Genomic DNA, 17,148 nt, shown 5'->3' on the forward strand with positions numbered 1-17,148 from the left:
GAGAGTGTTGAAAGAAATTAAATGTGAATGTGGACATGTGAATCCGATAGGAACTGTTTTTTGTGAAGCTTGTGGGAAACCATTTGAAAGCAATGAAAATATAAAACTATTGGATATGCGCTATGAGGGGAGTGCTCGGAGATCTCTCACGCAAACAAAAACGATTATTGATAAAATTTGGAGCTTTTTCTCTTCTGTAAAAGTGGGTGTATGGCTCATTGTAATCACTTTAGCTGCATCGGCGATAGGGACTATTTTTCCGCAAGAAATGTACATAACTCCAGGAATTGCACCAGCTGAATATTATAAGCAAGAATACGGATTTTTAGGGCAATTATACTATCAATTAGGCTTTAATAATTTATACGGTTCATGGTGGTATATGATGTTAATTGCTTCAATTGGTATTTCTCTTGTGATATGTAGCTTAGACCGTGTCATTCCACTTTATAAAGCTTTAAAGAAGCAAGGGGTAAAAAGACACCCTAGCTTTTTAAAGAGACAAAGATTATATGGCACTGGTACACCGCAAGAGGGAGATTTTGAAAAAGTTCAAAAGAACTTAAAGAAAACGAACTATAATGTGAAAGTGGAAGACGGAAACGTTTTAGCAGAAAAGGGACGTTTCTCGCGTTGGGGTCCATATGTAAATCATATCGGTCTTATTATCTTTTTATTCGGTGCGATGCTTCGTTTTTTACCGAGTATGTATGTAGATGAAACGCTTTGGTTACGTGATGGTGAAACGAAAGAAATACCAGGGACGGATGGCCAATATTATTTAAAAAGTGAGAAGTTTATAAAGGAAGTTTATGATAAAAGTAAGGACAAGGAAGTTTTTGATGAAGCAATTGACCGTGTAGGTGATAAAATGATTGCGAAAAACTTCCAAACGAATGCCGTATTATATAAAGCGGTAGGTGAAAAGATAGCTGGACAAAAACCAAAATTGGAAAAAGTAAAAGAAGTTGAAATTCGAGTAAATGAACCGCTGAAATTTGATCAATTTGCTGTTTATCAATTGAGTTATAGAGAAAATGAATTTAAAAGTATGTCCTTCCGTTTGCAAAATAAAGAAAATAATCAAAAGTGGGGACCGATTAAAGTTGATTTAACAAACCCTGCAGAAAAATATGATTTAGGAAATGGTTATTCTTTAGAACTATTAAGCTATTTCCCTGATTTTTATTTTGATGAGAATGGAAGGCCAAATACAAAAACAAAATTACCAAACAACCCTGCATTTGTATTTAAAATGTTTACGCCTGAAACACCAGATGGTGAAGTGAGTTTTGTTGGTATTCAGCAAAATATAGAACCTGATGGAAATAATAAATATAAAATGTCCTTTGCAGGCGTGGAAATGCAAAATGCAACAGCACTTACTGTAAGGAAAGATTTAACGCTTTGGATTCTCGGTATTGGAGGATTTATATTTATGGTTGGTGTCATTCAAGGAATGTATTGGAATCATCGCCGTATTTGGATACAACGCGTTAATGATGAATGGTGGATTGCAGGACATACGAATAAAAACTGGTTCGGTTTAAAGAAAGATATTGAAAGAGTACTAGAAGGTACAGCAATTCCGCAACCAAATGATACAGTAGTCGATAAAAAAATTAGTTAAGGTGGGGAAACGATATGGTGCAAATAAGTAGTAACTTTCTCTTTACCGCATTTATTTTATATTTAATTGCCACTCTATTTTTTGGGGGAGCAATTAAAGAAAAGGGTCATAAATGGGCAAACGTAGGAATAACGATTACAATTTTAGGGTTTATTGCACAAACAGTTTATTTTGTAACAAGGTGGATCGCATCAGGTCATGCGCCAGTTAGTAACTTTTTTGAATTTGGTACGTTTTTCGGCATGATGCTTGTCGGAGCATTTATTGTCATGTACTTTATGTACCGCGTAAGTATAATCGGACTATTTGCATTACCAGTTGCGCTTTTATTAATTGCTTATGCAAGTATGTTTCCGAGGGAAATATCACCGCTTATTCCATCTTTAAAAAGTAATTGGTTACATATTCACGTGACGACTGCGGCTGCAGGACAAGCAATTTTAGCAATTAGTTTTATTACGGGCGTTATGTATTTATTGAAAAATGTAGATCAATCAGTGAAAAGTAAACGTACATTTTGGCTAGAGACTGTAGTATTCACACTTGTTTGTACAGTTGGGTTTATTGGAGTGACAACGGTATATTCTAGTATGAAATATGAAGCGAAGTTTCAATGGATTGATAAAAATGAACAACAAGTGGAAATGAAATACAATCTTCCGGCTTTAGTGGGGCCGCATGAAGGGAAGTTACTGACAGAAAATAAATTAGAGCCGACAGTTGAAGTTCCGGCGATTGTAAATGCGAAAAAATTAAATACTGTTATTTGGTCAGTGTTAGTTGGAACGTTACTCTATATCGTATTAAGGCTAATTTTACGTAAACGAGTATCAGCGGCACTTCAGCCGTTAGTGAAAAATACGAATAGCGATTTGTTAGATGAAATAGGATATCGTTCTATTGCAATTGGATTCCCAGTTTTCACATTAGGTGCATTAATTTTCGCCATGATTTGGGCTCAAATAGCGTGGACACGTTTTTGGGGCTGGGATCCGAAAGAGGTTTGGGCACTTATAACTTGGCTCTTTTATGCGGCGGTATTACATTTACGTTTATCAAAAGGATGGCATGGAGAGAAGTCAGCATGGTTAGCTGTAATTGGTTTTGCAATCATTATGTTTAACTTTATTGTAGTAAACTTAATTATCGCGGGTTTACATTCATACGCATAGAGAAATAAAATAGGAGAGTGTATGTCACTTTCCTATTTTATTTTTGTCAACTTTTCTTCTTTTTTGAGAAAAACATGACAAAGTAGCGGTTGATTTTGTAAAATGATGTCGAGGACATTATATACTGTTCAAAAAAAATACATAGTTTTGGAAAAAAATTGAACAAACTTTATTATTCTTGTGAAGCATAATATGGGAAGTGAAACATTTAGAAGGTTGCTTAAATAAACGAGAATAGCGCAACATAATAGTATAGAAGGGTAGGTGTGAACCGTTGTGGTAAAAGTACGCAACGGGTAGAAATGGAAAATGAATCAAGAATTTTAATTGTAGACGATGAGGATCGTATTCGTCGTTTGTTGAAAATGTATTTAGAGAGAGAACAATACACAATTGAAGAAGCAGACAATGGTGATACAGCTTTAGAAATGGCGCTGCAAAATGATTATGATTTAATTTTATTAGATCTTATGATGCCGGGTAAAGATGGTATCGAAGTATGTAAAGGGGTTCGTGAGAAGAAAGCGACGCCAATTATTATGTTGACAGCAAAAGGTGAAGAAGTAAATCGAGTACAAGGGTTTGAGGTAGGAACTGATGATTATATTGTGAAACCATTTAGCCCACGTGAAGTAGTGCTTCGAGTGAAAGCGGTCTTACGCCGTTCTGTACCAACAACATTCTTTACACAAGATACAACGACAAAAGATGTTACTGTATTCCCTCATTTAACAATTGATAATGATGCACACCGTGTTACAGCAGATGGTAATGAGGTGAACTTAACACCGAAAGAATACGAATTACTATTATTCTTAGCGAAAGCGCCTGATAAAGTATTCGATCGTGAGCAATTGCTAAAAGAAGTATGGCAATATGAATTCTTCGGAGATTTACGTACAGTTGATACGCATGTAAAGCGTTTACGTGAGAAGTTAAGTAAAAAATCACCCGATGCTGCGAAGATGATTGTTACCGTTTGGGGAGTAGGTTACAAGTTTGAGGTTGTGAACGACTGATGCTTTGGAGAAGTGTAGTAGGGAAGTTATGGATGACCATATTACTTCTAGTTTCGTTCGTGCTTGGATTTGTTGCGATTTTACTTTCACAGTTTTTTAGAACATATTATGTTGATATGAGTGAAGCTAGGCTTCAAAAAGTTGCAACAAGTGTTTCAGAGTTAATTGAAGAAGGTGCCGATGTAAAAACGATTGAGAATATCGCATACAAATTCTCTGATCCACTTTCAAGGATCATTATTGTAGAAGATGGAAAAGAAATATCTTCTTCACCGAAACAAGAAGGATTAGTCACTCTTACAATGGATGACTTAAAAGAAGATAAAGAATTAGCGGCTGTGTTTACAGACAAAAAAGAAATTAAGAATAACATTAGAAAAGCCTCTAATAGTAGAAAGAATAAAAATACTGAAAATGATATTATGATTGTTGGAAAACCAGTACAGTCAAAAAATCAAAGTGCAGTGTTTGTATACGAATCTTTACAAGTGCCGATACAAGGTATGGAAAGAACGACTGATTTTATATTCTTATCAGCAGGGATTGCGATTATATTAACAACTTTCTTTGCATTCTTCTTATCTACTCGAATTACAGCACCGCTTCGTAAAATGCGTGAGGTTGCTTTTGAGGTATCGCGTGGGAAGTTTGATGCAAAAGCTCCTATGGTATCCCAGGACGAGATTGGTGAGCTTGCAACAGCCTTAAATCAAATGGGGAAACAGTTGAAGTTTAATATGAATGCCCTGCAGCAAGAGAAAGAACAGTTAGCTAGTATTTTAAGTAGTATGGCAGATGGGGTTATTACATTAAATCAAGAGGGTGAAGTCGTTGTAATCAATCCGCCCGCTGAACATTTCTTACAAGTTTGGCAAGAAGAAAAAGAGATAGAGCTCAGTAAAAAACTACCTTCTGAACTTGTTGAACTATTCCATCTCGTTGTAGAAAGCGAACAACAACAAGTGGTTGAAATTAATTTACAAAAAGGTAACTATGTAGTTCTTATGACGCCGCTTTACAATCAAACGAAAATTCGTGGGGCTGTAGCTGTATTGCGTGATATGACGGAAGAACGCCGTCTTGAGAAAATGCGCCAAGACTTTATTGCGAACGTATCACATGAACTTCGTACACCGATGGTCATGCTCCAAGGGTATAGTGAAGCAATTTTAGATGATATTGTGCAAACAAAAGAAGAAATTAACGAGTTTGTTCAAATCATTTATGATGAATCCGTTCGTTTAGGGAAACTTGTAAATGAATTGTTAGATTTAGCGCGTATGGAAAGTGGTAATGTAGAGTTACATATAGGTGAAGTTGATATTCATCCTTTCGTTGAAAAAATAGGTCGTAAATTCCAAGGAATTGCAAAGGATAAAGAAGTCGCGTTAACGGTTGATTTCAAAAATCCAATTGAGCAATACCCGTTTGATGCAGATCGTATGGAACAAGTATTGACGAATTTAATTGATAACGCAATACGTCATACGAACGCAGGTGGACATGTAACGCTTGTAATTGATACGAAAAATAATGGTCTTATTTTTGAAGTACAAGATTCGGGCGCTGGTATTCCAGAAGAAGATATTCCATTTTTATTTGATCGTTTCTATAAAGCTGATAAAGCAAGAACACGTGGAAAAAAAGGTGGAACAGGACTCGGGCTTGCGATTGCAAAAAATATTGTGCAAGGCCATGATGGGAAAATTGCTGTTTCAAGTGTTGTTGGAGAGGGAACTACATTCTCTGTATATTTACCGAATCGTATAATTTAAATATACGTTTTAAAAGTTGATAATGAATAAAGTTCTACTGTTGTTTATTTTTTTGTAAAATCAATTAAATAAATAATAGTAGAACTTTTTTTCTAACTTAGTCGAATGAAGAATGATGAGAGGGGTGTCGTAAAGCGATGAAATTATATACAAAAACAGGAGATAAAGGGACAACAAGTGTAATAGGCGGCAGAGTGGATAAAGATAATATCCGAGTTGAAGCATATGGCACAATAGATGAGGCGAATTCTCATATTGGATATGCGATGACTAAACTACAAGGCAGGTCTTTCGGAGATATTTATAATGAACTTGAAAATATTCAACATGAACTATTTGATTGCGGGGGAGACTTGGCGATAGTAGGCGAGAAAATTCCTTATAAAGTAAAAATTGAAATGGTCGAAAACTTAGAAAGTAGGATTGATTCGTATATAGAAGAAGCACCGCCGCTAGAACGTTTTATTTTACCAGGTGGAAGCGAATCGGCAGCTGCTATTCATATTGCACGTACAGTTGTAAGGCGAGCAGAACGATGTATCGTGTCCCTGCAAAAAGAAGGAGAAATAAATGAAGTTGTTCTAAAGTATGTAAATAGATTATCTGATTATTTATTTGCAGTAGCTAGAGTAATAAACGCTCGATTACAAGTAAAAGATGTAGAGTATAATCGCAGTGCAATCGTTTTTCGTGATAAGAAAGAGAAGGAAGTGGAGTGATTCACTTTCTTTTTTTGTATAGTTTTTTCTGTAATATACCAAAATAGAGAAGGTATGGTCGTAATTAGAAAACGGAGGATGTATATGAAAGCTTTAAAATATGGCGTCATGTTATTGACAGTACTATTTTTATCTCAATTACATGTGTACGCAGAGGGAAATCAATGGGCATGGCCTGTTGAAGGACAGATAAGTGATTATTTTGGAACAAGGCACGGAAAACACTACGGTATAGATATAGCGGCACCGATCGGCGCGCCTGTGTCAGCTATTCAAGAAGGTAAGGTAACAAAGTCTTATTATTCAAGTAGTTATGGAAACGTTGTTTTTATTAAACATGGAGAATATGAGGCTGTGTATGCACATTTAAATAAGAGATATGTAGTTCAAGGGGATTATATTTCAAAAGGAGAAATAATTGGAGAAGTAGGAAATACAGGAGAATCCCGAGGTGCACACTTACATTTAGAAGTTCATCAAGGAAGATGGACGATGGCAAAAAAGAATGCGATGAATCCATTGCTTGTTTTACATGAACAAAGAAATGAAGCAGTTTCTTCATCGTTATACGTCGTCCAAAAAGGCGACACTCTAGTTAGCATTGCGCGGAAATTTAGAATGTCAGTTAAGGAAATTCAAGAAAAAAATGGGTTGCAACAAGAGCTGATTTATCCAAATCAACAATTATATGTAAAGTAAAAAAAGAGCTAGTTAAAGCTAGCTCTTTTTTACCAAAAAATAAAGACACATATAAATCCAGAAATAGCTAAGTAGCTATATAAGTAAAATACTTTCGCTCTTGTTTTTTCGTTTGTTCGAAATAGTACAATAGTCGGTTCAATTAAACCAATTGTCAAACAAAGTAAACCAAGAAGCATACAACCGATTGAAATAGAGTACAGGGCGATTTGTGGTCCTTGAAATGGAATCATCCATTTTAATAAAAATGCAATGAGTGCAGTATAGCAAATGCTGCCGATGTATTTATTCAACGGTGCATTAGAACGGAAACCAGGAAGCTTTTTTAAGAAAGAGCGGGAAACAACTTCAATTTGTAAAGGTGTATGCTCTTCTATTATTTTTTGAGCTTCTTTTCCTTTTTGGAAAAGGGATAATATCCAGTTTCGCTCACCTTGAAAAATAAATTGTGAAGTTGTCAAATAATGATCAACCTTTACTTTATTCCAACTCTTCCATGGATGACGCTCACATAATTTTAATTTACTTTCTGAATTTTTATCATACTGATAAATACTGATGCCATCTTCATCGAAAGCAGCATAGTATGTCTCGCTTGAGAATGTGCCTAAATCAATTGGACAGTAGAAAAGTAATTCTTTTTTTAAGTAAAAGTATTCTTTCCTTAAGTTTTTTTTCATTGTTTCTCGAATAGAGTGTCTCTTTTCTTTCTTCATGACATTTCCTCCATAATCCAGAAAATGTTCTTATCTTAACAATTCAACATCTTATCACTTTTAATTATATATGACTAGGGGATTCATAGGAGAAATGCCGAATACTAAAAAATATGGAGTGTATTGTAAAATATAATGAATGATTTTGATTATGTAAAATCAATAACTTATTTTTAATAAGTTACGATTTTTTTGTTCACAATACGATCATGTTGTTGTATAATGAAGTAGAAAATAGAATATCGGTCTATCTTCGGGGCAGGGTGAAAATCCCGACCGGCGGTGATGAACTATATGTGATTTTGTTCTAAGCCCGCGAGCCGTTAAGGCAGGATTTGGTGTGATTCCAAAGCCGACAGTACAGTCTGGATGGGAGAAGATGGAGGTTCAAGCGTTCAAAAAAGATAGGTATTTGAACGTCTGTTTGATGTGCCTTAAATTCTCCCTTTGTGTAAAACACAAAGGGTTTTTTCGTTCTATGAAAAAGTAGGCATAGCAGAACCTTTCCACTTTCCATGAGATGATCGATGGAAAAGGAGAGAGAAAGATGAAACAAAAAAACAGTGTAGTGCAGATGGTGAGTGTAGCAATGCTAAGTAGTATTGCATATTTACTGATGATGTTGGATTTCCCATTCCCAGGGCTTCCGCCATTTTTAAAAATTGATTTTAGTGATGTGCCAGCTCTAATCGCTGCGATTATTTTTGGGCCAGTTGCAGGGGTAATTGTAGAAGCGATAAAGAATATTTTACATTACGGGATTCAAGGGAGTTTAACGGGAGTACCAGTTGGAGAAATTGCTAACTTTATTGCAGGATGTTTATTTATTGGACCAGCAACTTTCTTATTTAGGAAGTATCGTACTGTTAAGAGTTTAACGACAGGATTAATGCTAGGGACAATTACAATGGTGCTCATTATGAGTGTATTAAATTACATCATCATATTCCCAGCTTACACTTGGTTTTTAAATTCACCAGCTATGTCTAGCGAAGCGATAAAAACAACGGTTGTAACGGCAATCTTACCATTTAATTTGATTAAAGGAATTGTTGTAACAATTGTATTTGTAGCGTTATTCTCACGCCTGAAAGTATGGGTATTTGCAAAAATGAAAAATGCATAAATATAAAATAAAACCATTAGTAGTATACAACTACTAATGGTTTTTTATTAAGGAGACTGAAAATAGAAAACAAAAAATACCCCTCAAATGAATGAGGGGTATTTTTTGAAGTTAATAAAAGACTATTCGAATTTTAAAGCATCGCCGTCGAATGATTCGTCAGCAACTTTAATTGAGTCAGTTGGACAACCTTCGAATGCATCCATCATATCTTCAAGTAATACATCTGGAATTTCAACGATACCTTGGTTATCGTCTAATGTTACGAATGCAATACCTTCATCATCATAGTCATAAATGTCTGGTGCAGCAGCGCCACAAGCACCACATGCAATACAAGTATCTTTATCAACGATTGTATATTTTGCCATCTTTTTTCCCTCCTGATAATATGTATGTGAAAAGCTCGCCATAAAAATTATAACCTTATTGTAAAACGGTTTTTAAAACTTTTCAACATAAAATTATAATGATAATCCTTATCAATTAGAGTGTCAACTAATTTTTGCATTATGTCATAAGATTTTCAAAATACGTAAATGTTATTTCGTTTGGTACAATATAATATATACAAGTATATATTGCCCATATGATAAGTTTAATGAGTAACGGTAGATGGCGCAATCATATCAAAAGTAATTAAGTTAGATTGAAAGGTGGAAGCGGTAATGCAACTACAATATACTGTATTGTATTGTTTAAAACAATTGAATGGTGAAAGAACCGTTTCTTCTATTTATTATTTATTAAAGGGAAAACGTTCTTCGCAAACGTTACAAGATGGAAATATGTTCCGAATTTCTTTTTTGTTTGGAATATATAAATCGTTAAATAGAAATGAATATGATCGTGAAGTTGCAAAGTTGTTGCAAGCAGATTTGATTCAAGAAATACATGAAAATACATATTTGTTAACACCTAAAGGTAAAATGCAGTTACATACATGGGAGGAAGGGTATGCTTTTCCAGCCCATTTGCATGGTTTGCACTATGGTGAATTAGGTGAAACGTTTTGGAAAAGATTATCTTTAATTATTCAAACTGTATCTAATTTACAACAGAATAATACGAAGTTTATTCCTATTCAACAAGATACAGAAATAATGGTGTGGGTGAAGCGATTTTTAACAGGTATGCCGTATAGGCGAAGTGAATTGGCGAAAAGATTATGGAAAGAAATACATAATCTTTTAGGGAAATGTGATGTGATAGAAGCGACGATTGTAACATATAGATTAACAGGATATGAACGTATCGGTTGTACATTGCAGCAGTTAGCGGAAATTACGAAACGAGATATTTTCAGGGTATATTTCTTATTTTGGGGTACAATTCATTTCCTTATACAAGAAGTTCGCGATAAAGAAAATGAATTTCCGTTATTAGCTGAGATTATCTCTTATCCAAATGAGAGAGCTGAATTATTTAGTTTATCAACGAAAAAAACATATAATTTTTGGAGACAAGGGCGCTCATTAGAAGAAATAGCGACAATTAGAAATCTAAAGGTTGCAACGATAGAAGATCATTTTGTTGAAATTGCTTTGCGTGAAAGAGATTTTTCTATCGAGATGTTTATGGAAAAAGACAAAATAGATAAAGTAACAGAAGTAATTGATGCATTACAAACACGTAAGTTGCGTGAGTTGAAACAAGCTGTTGGAGAGGGTATCTCTTATTTTGAAGTTCGTCTTGTATTGGCGCGGATGGAGGGTATAAATGAAACTTGAGGAATATTTATATAGGTGGTTTGGATATTCTGAATTTCGTCCAGGTCAAAAAGGGGTAATTACAGATTTATTGGAAGGAAAAGATGTTATAGCGATGCTTCCGACCGGAAGAGGGAAGTCTATGTGCTATCAACTTCCAGGGCTCATGCAAGAAGGGACAGTACTTGTTGTATCACCATTATTATCTTTGATGGAAGATCAGGTTACACAATTAAAATATGTTGTGAAAAACCGAGTGATAGCATTTAATAGTTTTCGGACATTACATGAAAAAAGAGAAGCAATGAAAAGGTTAGCTTCCTATAAATTTATTTTTGTTTCACCTGAGATGTTGCAGTCGGAATTGTTAATAAGAGAATTGAAGAAAGTTCATATTTCATTATTTGTTGTGGATGAAGCTCATTGTATTTCGCAATGGGGTTATGATTTTAGACCAGATTATAAAAAACTAAATGTAGTTATTGAAAATATCGGGTCTCCTACGGTACTAGCATTAACTGCAACAGCGACGAAAGATGTACTCCGAGATATAGCAGAGAGTTTGAATTTGGAGAATGTGACGCAGCATGTGTATTCTATTGACCGTCCAAATATAGCAATGGAAGTACAATTTGTGGAGACGATAGAAGAGAAGAAAGAGGCGCTTTTGGAACAGGTGATGTATTTACAAGGGCCGGGGATTGTATATTGTTCAAGCAGAGCATGGACAGAACGTTTAACGGAATATTTAAGAGGAAAAGGCGTTACTGGTGTCGCTTTCTATCATGGTGGTATGGAACATGAAGAGCGCATGTTAATTCAACAGCAGTTTATGAATGACCAGTTGCAGCTTGTAATATGTACAAGTGCTTTTGGTATGGGAGTAAATAAATCAAATACGAGATATATTATTCATTTCCACTATCCGACTAATATAGCTTCTTATTTACAAGAAATCGGAAGAGCTGGAAGAGATGGTGAACCTAGTATAGCTATTTTACTATGCAGTCCGTTAGATCACGATTTACCAATTTCAATCATTGAAGATGAATTGCCAAGCCAGTCACAAATACAATTTTTATTTTCTTTACTGCAGGAAAGAATGTTTCAAACGAAAGAATTACCAATAGAAGAGGTAGAAGAAATTTGTTATAATGCAGCAAGATTTAATGAACAATATTGGCGTTTCATCCGCTATCATCTTGAAAAGCTTGGAATCATACAACAGAGAAAATTAATATTAGAGAGCTTGTCAGATGAAATTATGACAAGATTAATAGCTGAAGTAGAAATCAGGCTACGTAATAAATATAGTGAGCTAGAAAACATGAAATCATGGATACAAGTGAAAGAATGTAGACGTGAATATTTGCTGCGACAGTTCGGTTACAGAAAAGAGGGCGAGTTAAAGAATTGCTGCGACTATTGTCATATTACAAAAACAGATTATAAAAAAAGACAAGCGCAACAATCGGATTTCGACTATAATTGGGAAACAGAGTTACAAAAGCTTTTCGGTCTAGAAAAGATGGGGGAATGATGAACATTCAAAGGCATAATATTGAAGATATGAGTCCGAAAGAAATAAGGTTGAATCTGTATATCACACAGTTCATTATTATCGGTATCGGTTGTTTACTAGCATATATACTATTCCGAGATATAAAGTCGGTGTATAGTCTGTGGAAATGGGAACCGGTGTCTATACTTATAATAGGTGGCTTGTTAGCGATTGGTATTGTGTTATTAGATTATGTTGCAATGCGAGTATTTCCAGAGTCTTGGTTTGATGATGGTGGTATTAATGATAGGATGTTTCAAGGGATGTCAGTTATGCATCTACTTGTTATTACATTCATTATCGGCTTTGCAGAAGAATTTTTATTTAGAGGTGTAGTGCAGACGCACTTTGGAATTGTAATAGCGAGTTTCGTATTTGCAGTATTACATATTCGGTATATAAAAAAGCCATTTTTGTTTTGTTTCGTCTGTTTCATTAGTTTTGTTTTTGGCTATGTATTTGAATGGACAGGAAATTTGTTTATAACAATCTTTGCACACTTTCTTGTTGATTTTATAATGGGGCTCCAATTAAGAAAATAAATGGAAGGTGGTGGTGAACAACATGAGAAGACGAATTCCTGATTTTGAAGAGGAATTAGAAGTTGAGCGAGTGGAAGAAAAAGAAGGTTTACCGCCGCGTAGTGAAATTCATAGAAATAAAGAGAAAAAACAAAAGTTTAAAATGAATCATATTTTCGTCCGAGTTTTAACATTTCTATTCATATTACTACCAATTAGTATTTTATGGTATACGGATAAATATATTCAGGTGAAAAGTGATGGTAATAACGCTGGAAAAAGTGCATTTGAGGTCATTTTCTTTGATTCAGCTAAATCTCAGTCCGAGGCATCATCTGAGAAAGTTGTCACACATACGGTGAAAGAGGGAGAAACCTTAGAAAGTATAGCGAAGCAATATTTTTCAGATGAAACTGGGATCGAAGTGATTAAAAAGTATAATGATTTACAAAAAGATGAAGTGAATGTAGGTCAAGAATTAAAAATTCCGATAAAAGATAAGTCCACAAAGCGAGAGAGTTAGTAAAATACTTACTATAAAAACTGGGGATTATCTTTATGAGGAAGGGAGTAAAAAATATATGATATGGATTATCTTATTAAGTACTCTCGTTTGTATTGGTATTATATTTCTTCTTGTAATGTATACGGAAGCAACGCGTAATACGGTGCTAGAACATACTTTAATATTTGAAGAATTTCCGAAAAGTTTTCAAAAAGTAAATATATTCTTTATATCAGATATTCATAGAAGGGGCATTTCGAATTCGTTAATTGAACAAGTAAAAGGAAAAGTAGATCTTGTAATTATTGGTGGTGATTTAGCGGAAAAAGGTGTCCCTTTATCGAAAATCTCTGCAAATATACAAAAGTTAAGAGCGATAGCTCCTGTATATTTTGTATGGGGAAATAATGATTATGAGATTGAATATCATGAATTGGATGCTTTATTATTAGAAAATAATGTGAAAGTTTTAGATAATACAAGAGTTGTATTTGAGTCTGAATTAGGAGAGAAAATTTGTTTGCTCGGTGTAGATGATGTTGGTTTGAAACGTGATCGTTTAGATTTAGCGTTGGCTGATTGTAAGGAAGATGGTTTTCGCATATTAATTAGTCACAACCCTGATATAATAAATAAAATGTCTGGAAAAGAACAAATTTCACTTGTGTTAAGTGGACATACACATGGAGGACAGATTCGATTATTCCCATCTAAAAAATATTTAAAAGGTGGCGTATATAAGCATTCAAATATGACTCTTTTTGTTAGTAATGGGTATGGAACAACGTTGGTTCCACTTCGCTTCCGAGCACCTGCTCAAACACATATTATTACGTTATGCGGAGGGAAATGATGCCAACTCTAAACGGAAAATATAATATAAAAGCTGTTTCGAATATAATTGGAATTCAACCAAGTACGCTTCGTGCATGGGAAAGACGATATCAAATGATTGCCCCAAAGCGGAATCATGCGGGGCATCGATTATATACAGAAGAGCATATTCAAATTTTAAAATGGTTAATGGACAAGGTTTCTTCCGGCATGATGATTGGACAAGCAGTTCAATTATTAGAAGGGAATCGTTTGCAGAATAATGTTCAAAATGAAATACATTACGATAGAGAAGTTGTTTTAGTGGACGATATACTACAAGCTTTGTTAAAATTTGATGAAATTACAACTTCTGCATTGTTAAACGAGGCTTTTAGTATTTATGCAACAGAAAAAGTTATAGCAAGTATTGTTCTTCAAGTGTCAAATAAATTGTTAACGTTAAAAAATAATAATGAAGTTACAATGGTGCAATTCCAATATGTCGTATCATTTTTACAAACGCGTCTAGGGATGGTATATCATAATGCATCATCGTTTTCTTCTATACACAAAGTTGTCGTGTTAGAAAGTAATATGTTGAAAGGGTTTGTTTTCTCAACGTATTTACGATTAAAAGGATATGATGTGATATATATTCGGGCAAGCGTAGCGGAAGATAGTATTTCGTTAGCTGTTGAGCAAATAAGACCTAAATATGTAGTAATCTCTTTTGATGACGGACGAGAACGGAAGAACGTAATGAGCTATGTGGATTTTTTGCAAGAAAAAAATGAGAACCTTTCTGTTGGGATTATAGGAGAAATAGGTGCTCGAGATCAGTTGAACATTCAAACAAGCCTAATTGGTGATACGAAAGAAGAATGGGATGATTGGTTAAACATGTTAGAATAGTTGTTTGAAAAGAACCATCTATTTTCTATTTCATATAATAAAAATTATATTCATTGGTTGCGTAGGGAGGGTATGATATGAGGCTGGAACGATTAAATTACAATAAGATAAAAATTTTCTTAACATTTGATGATTTATCTGAAAGAGGATTAACGAAAGAAGATTTGTGGAGAAATGCACCGAAAGTACAGCAATTATTTCGTGATATGATGCAAGAAGCAAATAAAGAATTAGGATTTGAAGCGGATGGTCCGATTGCAGTTGAAGTATTTTCTCTACAAGCGCAAGGAATGGTCGTAATTGTAACGAAAGAACATCAAGAAGCGGATACAGATGATGAGTTCCGTGACGAGTTTATTGAAATGCAAGTGACTCTAGATGAAAGCGAGCATATCCTTTATGAATTTGCTACACTAGATGACGTAATTAACCTGTCGAATCGTTTATATAACCTTGATGTAACTGGCGGAAAATTATATACGTGGGATGGGCGTTTCTATCTTTGGATGGAAGAAGAGGAGCAAATTCAATTACTGAAGGCAGATTTTATAGCTATTTTAGCGGAATATGGTAATCCGTCTACAGCAACTATTTATCGTCTAATGGAGTATGGTAAAGAATTAATGGCTTCTCAAGCAATTGAACAAATACACAATTACTTTGTGAAAAAACAAAACCTTAGCTAATATAACCTAAGGTTTTGTTTTTTTTATTGTACTTAAATGTATCTTTTCAAAGTGCTGTACATGAATAAAATAAAAAATATTTAAATATTTAAGTATTTTACTTTTCTAAAAGTAATAAAAGGACTATAATGATAGTGAAAACGCTTGCAACAGAAAATACTTTGTATATATTTGTTAGCGTTTTCTATTGCATTCCAAATTTAACGGTGTATACTAGGCAATGAAGGTTTACTAAACAAGTGAAATTACAGGGGGTTTACTTACTATGGTAGCCGAAAAGGGAACTCAAACAAAAACACAACAACAAAGGGAACAACATTTTGAACTATTGAATTCAACACAAATTGTTATCAGTGAAGCGTTAGAAAAATTGGGTTATCCAAACGAAGTATATGAATTATTAAAAGAACCAGTTCGTATGATGACAGTGAAAATACCAGTTCGTATGGATGACGGGACTGTTAAAATATTTACAGGATATCGTGCACAACATAATGATGCTGTTGGTCCAACGAAAGGTGGAATTCGCTTCCATCCGAATGTAACAGAAAATGAAGTGAAAGCACTTTCAATTTGGATGAGTTTAAAATGTGGTATTGTCGACTTACCATATGGCGGAGGTAAAGGTGGAATTATCTGTGACCCACGTGAAATGTCATTCCGTGAGTTAGAAAGATTAAGCCGCGGTTATGTACGAGCAATTAGTCAAATCGTAGGGCCGACGAAAGATATTCCAGCTCCAGATGTATTCACAAACTCTCAAATTATGGCATGGATGATGGATGAGTATAGCCGTATTGATGAATTTAACTCGCCAGGATTTATTACAGGTAAGCCACTTGTATTAGGTGGATCACATGGACGTGAAACAGCAACAGCGAAAGGTGTTACAATTTGTATTCGCGAAGCTGCAAAAAAACGCGACATTGATATTAAAGGTGCGCGCGTTGTTGTTCAAGGATTCGGTAATGCTGGTAGCTTCTTAGCTAAATTTATGCATGATGCAGGTGCAAAAGTTATTGCAATCTCAGATGCTTACGGCGCATTGCATGATCCAAATGGATTAGATATTGATTATTTATTAGACCGTCGTGATAGCTTCGGTACAGTAACAAAACTATTTAATAATACAATTTCAAACAAAGAATTGTTAGAACTTGATTGTGACATTTTAGTTCCAGCTGCAATTGAGAATCAAATTACAGAAGAAAATGCTAATGATATTAAAGCAAAAATTGTTGTTGAAGCTGCAAATGGTCCAACAACATTAGAAGCAACTAAAATTTTAACAGATCGCGGAATTTTACTTGTTCCAGACGTATTAGCGAGTGCTGGTGGGGTAACAGTATCTTACTTTGAGTGGGTACAAAATAACCAAGGTTACTACTGGACTGAAGAAGAAGTAGAACAACGTTTAGAAAAAGTAATGGTAAGATCATTTGATTCTATTTATGAAACAGCACAAGTTCGTAAAGTGAACATGCGCTTAGCAGCGTATATGGTCGGTGTTCGTAAAATGGCTGAAGCAAGTCGCTTCAGAGGTTGGGTATAATATTATATTGTGAGAAAACGTGATTCCTTT

At 34.6% G+C, this 17,148-nt stretch carries 17 protein-coding genes and 1 riboswitch; of the genes, 15 read left to right on the forward strand and 2 right to left on the reverse strand.

The window, feature by feature from the left end; translation table 11 throughout:
- Positions 1 to 4: 4 nt before the first annotated feature.
- The 6 genes from resB to MKY00_RS07980 all read left to right on the forward strand — a co-directional run bounded on the left by resB (position 5) and on the right by MKY00_RS07980 (position 7,014).
- Positions 5 to 1,630: a cytochrome c biogenesis protein ResB gene (gene resB, locus MKY00_RS07955; RefSeq protein WP_016717004.1), complete on the forward strand. Its 1,626-nt coding sequence runs from the start codon at positions 5 to 7 to the stop codon at positions 1,628 to 1,630.
- 14 nt (positions 1,631 to 1,644) lie between these two features.
- The gene (resC, locus tag MKY00_RS07960; protein WP_000250096.1) at positions 1,645 to 2,802 is read left to right on the forward strand and encodes a cytochrome c biogenesis protein ResC; all 1,158 of its coding nucleotides are present in this window, start codon (positions 1,645 to 1,647) and stop codon (positions 2,800 to 2,802) included.
- 302 nt (positions 2,803 to 3,104) lie between these two features.
- On the forward strand, positions 3,105 to 3,821 hold the full coding sequence (gene resD / locus MKY00_RS07965; RefSeq protein WP_000426862.1) for a DNA-binding response regulator ResD: 717 nt from the start codon (positions 3,105 to 3,107) through the stop codon (positions 3,819 to 3,821).
- A complete protein-coding gene (gene resE / locus MKY00_RS07970) occupies positions 3,821 to 5,596 on the forward strand; it encodes a sensor histidine kinase ResE (protein ID WP_000964682.1) in 1,776 nt (591 codons plus the stop codon). Before resD ends, resE begins: the two co-directional genes overlap by 1 nt.
- 137 nt (positions 5,597 to 5,733) lie before the next feature.
- The gene (locus tag MKY00_RS07975; RefSeq protein ID WP_016717005.1) at positions 5,734 to 6,315 is read left to right on the forward strand and encodes a cob(I)yrinic acid a,c-diamide adenosyltransferase; all 582 of its coding nucleotides are present in this window, start codon (positions 5,734 to 5,736) and stop codon (positions 6,313 to 6,315) included.
- Positions 6,316 to 6,399: 84 nt separating this feature from the next.
- Entirely contained in the window at positions 6,400 to 7,014 is a 615-nt protein-coding gene (locus tag MKY00_RS07980) for a peptidoglycan DD-metalloendopeptidase family protein (protein ID WP_000645699.1), read from the forward strand.
- Positions 7,015 to 7,043: 29 nt separating this feature from the next.
- Here the strand turns inward: MKY00_RS07980 and MKY00_RS07985 are convergent, their stop codons facing one another.
- Positions 7,044 to 7,730: a hypothetical protein gene (locus tag MKY00_RS07985; protein ID WP_016717006.1), complete on the reverse strand. Its 687-nt coding sequence runs from the start codon at positions 7,728 to 7,730 to the stop codon at positions 7,044 to 7,046.
- A 245-nt stretch (positions 7,731 to 7,975) separates the two neighbouring features.
- Positions 7,976 to 8,115, forward strand: a riboswitch (FMN riboswitch).
- A 162-nt stretch (positions 8,116 to 8,277) separates the two neighbouring features.
- Here MKY00_RS07985 and MKY00_RS07990 point away from each other — a divergent pair.
- Positions 8,278 to 8,856 carry an ECF transporter S component gene (locus MKY00_RS07990; RefSeq protein ID WP_016717007.1) on the forward strand — a complete coding sequence of 193 codons (579 nt, stop codon included), beginning with the start codon at positions 8,278 to 8,280 and terminating at the stop codon, positions 8,854 to 8,856.
- A 122-nt stretch (positions 8,857 to 8,978) separates the two neighbouring features.
- On the opposite strand, the gene MKY00_RS07995 is transcribed toward MKY00_RS07990, so the two are convergent.
- A complete protein-coding gene (locus MKY00_RS07995; RefSeq protein WP_001151996.1) occupies positions 8,979 to 9,227 on the reverse strand; it encodes a ferredoxin in 249 nt (82 codons plus the stop codon).
- A 297-nt stretch (positions 9,228 to 9,524) separates the two neighbouring features.
- On the opposite strand from MKY00_RS07995, the gene MKY00_RS08000 reads away from it, so the two are divergent.
- The 8 genes from MKY00_RS08000 to gudB all read left to right on the forward strand — a co-directional run bounded on the left by MKY00_RS08000 (position 9,525) and on the right by gudB (position 17,118).
- Positions 9,525 to 10,586: a helix-turn-helix domain-containing protein gene (locus MKY00_RS08000; protein WP_014893181.1), complete on the forward strand. Its 1,062-nt coding sequence runs from the start codon at positions 9,525 to 9,527 to the stop codon at positions 10,584 to 10,586.
- Positions 10,576 to 12,105, forward strand: coding sequence for a RecQ family ATP-dependent DNA helicase (locus MKY00_RS08005; protein WP_016717008.1), 1,530 nt, complete (start codon positions 10,576 to 10,578; stop codon positions 12,103 to 12,105). Before MKY00_RS08000 ends, MKY00_RS08005 begins: the two co-directional genes overlap by 11 nt.
- Entirely contained in the window at positions 12,105 to 12,668 is a 564-nt protein-coding gene (locus MKY00_RS08010) for a CPBP family intramembrane glutamic endopeptidase (RefSeq protein WP_001025765.1), read from the forward strand. The genes MKY00_RS08005 and MKY00_RS08010 overlap by 1 nt, the downstream gene beginning before the upstream one ends.
- Positions 12,669 to 12,690: 22 nt before the next feature.
- On the forward strand, positions 12,691 to 13,170 hold the full coding sequence (locus MKY00_RS08015) for a LysM peptidoglycan-binding domain-containing protein (RefSeq protein WP_001254344.1): 480 nt from the start codon (positions 12,691 to 12,693) through the stop codon (positions 13,168 to 13,170).
- Positions 13,171 to 13,228: 58 nt separating this feature from the next.
- Positions 13,229 to 14,005 carry a metallophosphoesterase gene (locus MKY00_RS08020; RefSeq protein WP_016717009.1) on the forward strand — a complete coding sequence of 259 codons (777 nt, stop codon included), beginning with the start codon at positions 13,229 to 13,231 and terminating at the stop codon, positions 14,003 to 14,005.
- Positions 14,005 to 14,880 carry a MerR family transcriptional regulator gene (locus MKY00_RS08025; protein ID WP_016717010.1) on the forward strand — a complete coding sequence of 292 codons (876 nt, stop codon included), beginning with the start codon at positions 14,005 to 14,007 and terminating at the stop codon, positions 14,878 to 14,880. Before MKY00_RS08020 ends, MKY00_RS08025 begins: the two co-directional genes overlap by 1 nt.
- A gap of 77 nt (positions 14,881 to 14,957) precedes the next feature.
- A complete protein-coding gene (locus MKY00_RS08030; protein WP_001235392.1) occupies positions 14,958 to 15,566 on the forward strand; it encodes a genetic competence negative regulator in 609 nt (202 codons plus the stop codon).
- A gap of 265 nt (positions 15,567 to 15,831) precedes the next feature.
- Positions 15,832 to 17,118, forward strand: coding sequence for an NAD-specific glutamate dehydrogenase (gene gudB, locus MKY00_RS08035; protein ID WP_000225176.1), 1,287 nt, complete (start codon positions 15,832 to 15,834; stop codon positions 17,116 to 17,118).
- The last annotated feature ends 30 nt before the right edge of the window (positions 17,119 to 17,148 follow it).

The sequence above is a fragment of the Bacillus sp. FSL R9-9834 genome, from assembly GCF_038006905.1.
Classification (GTDB): domain Bacteria; phylum Bacillota; class Bacilli; order Bacillales; family Bacillaceae_G; genus Bacillus_A; species Bacillus_A pacificus.

Bases quoted from the DNA above. Each gene is read 5' to 3' on its own strand.
- MKY00_RS07995 (WP_001151996.1), bottom strand. From the start codon at position 9,227: ATGGCAAAATATACAATCGTTGATAAAGATACTTGTATTGCATGTGGT.
- MKY00_RS08005 (WP_016717008.1), top strand. From the start codon at position 10,576: ATGAAACTTGAGGAATATTTATATAGGTGGTTTGGATATTCTGAATTT.
- MKY00_RS08030 (WP_001235392.1), top strand. From the start codon at position 14,958: ATGAGGCTGGAACGATTAAATTACAATAAGATAAAAATTTTCTTAACA.
- MKY00_RS08015 (WP_001254344.1), top strand. From the start codon at position 12,691: ATGAGAAGACGAATTCCTGATTTTGAAGAGGAATTAGAAGTTGAGCGA.
- resC (WP_000250096.1), top strand. From the start codon at position 1,645: ATGGTGCAAATAAGTAGTAACTTTCTCTTTACCGCATTTATTTTATAT.
- gudB (WP_000225176.1), top strand. From the start codon at position 15,832: ATGGTAGCCGAAAAGGGAACTCAAACAAAAACACAACAACAAAGGGAA.
- MKY00_RS07985 (WP_016717006.1), bottom strand. From the start codon at position 7,730: ATGAAGAAAGAAAAGAGACACTCTATTCGAGAAACAATGAAAAAAAAC.
- MKY00_RS07990 (WP_016717007.1), top strand. From the start codon at position 8,278: ATGAAACAAAAAAACAGTGTAGTGCAGATGGTGAGTGTAGCAATGCTA.
- resD (WP_000426862.1), top strand. From the start codon at position 3,105: ATGGAAAATGAATCAAGAATTTTAATTGTAGACGATGAGGATCGTATT.
- MKY00_RS08010 (WP_001025765.1), top strand. From the start codon at position 12,105: ATGAACATTCAAAGGCATAATATTGAAGATATGAGTCCGAAAGAAATA.
- MKY00_RS08025 (WP_016717010.1), top strand. From the start codon at position 14,005: ATGCCAACTCTAAACGGAAAATATAATATAAAAGCTGTTTCGAATATA.
- MKY00_RS08020 (WP_016717009.1), top strand. From the start codon at position 13,229: ATGATATGGATTATCTTATTAAGTACTCTCGTTTGTATTGGTATTATA.
- resE (WP_000964682.1), top strand. From the start codon at position 3,821: ATGCTTTGGAGAAGTGTAGTAGGGAAGTTATGGATGACCATATTACTT.
- MKY00_RS07980 (WP_000645699.1), top strand. From the start codon at position 6,400: ATGAAAGCTTTAAAATATGGCGTCATGTTATTGACAGTACTATTTTTA.
- MKY00_RS08000 (WP_014893181.1), top strand. From the start codon at position 9,525: ATGCAACTACAATATACTGTATTGTATTGTTTAAAACAATTGAATGGT.
- MKY00_RS07975 (WP_016717005.1), top strand. From the start codon at position 5,734: ATGAAATTATATACAAAAACAGGAGATAAAGGGACAACAAGTGTAATA.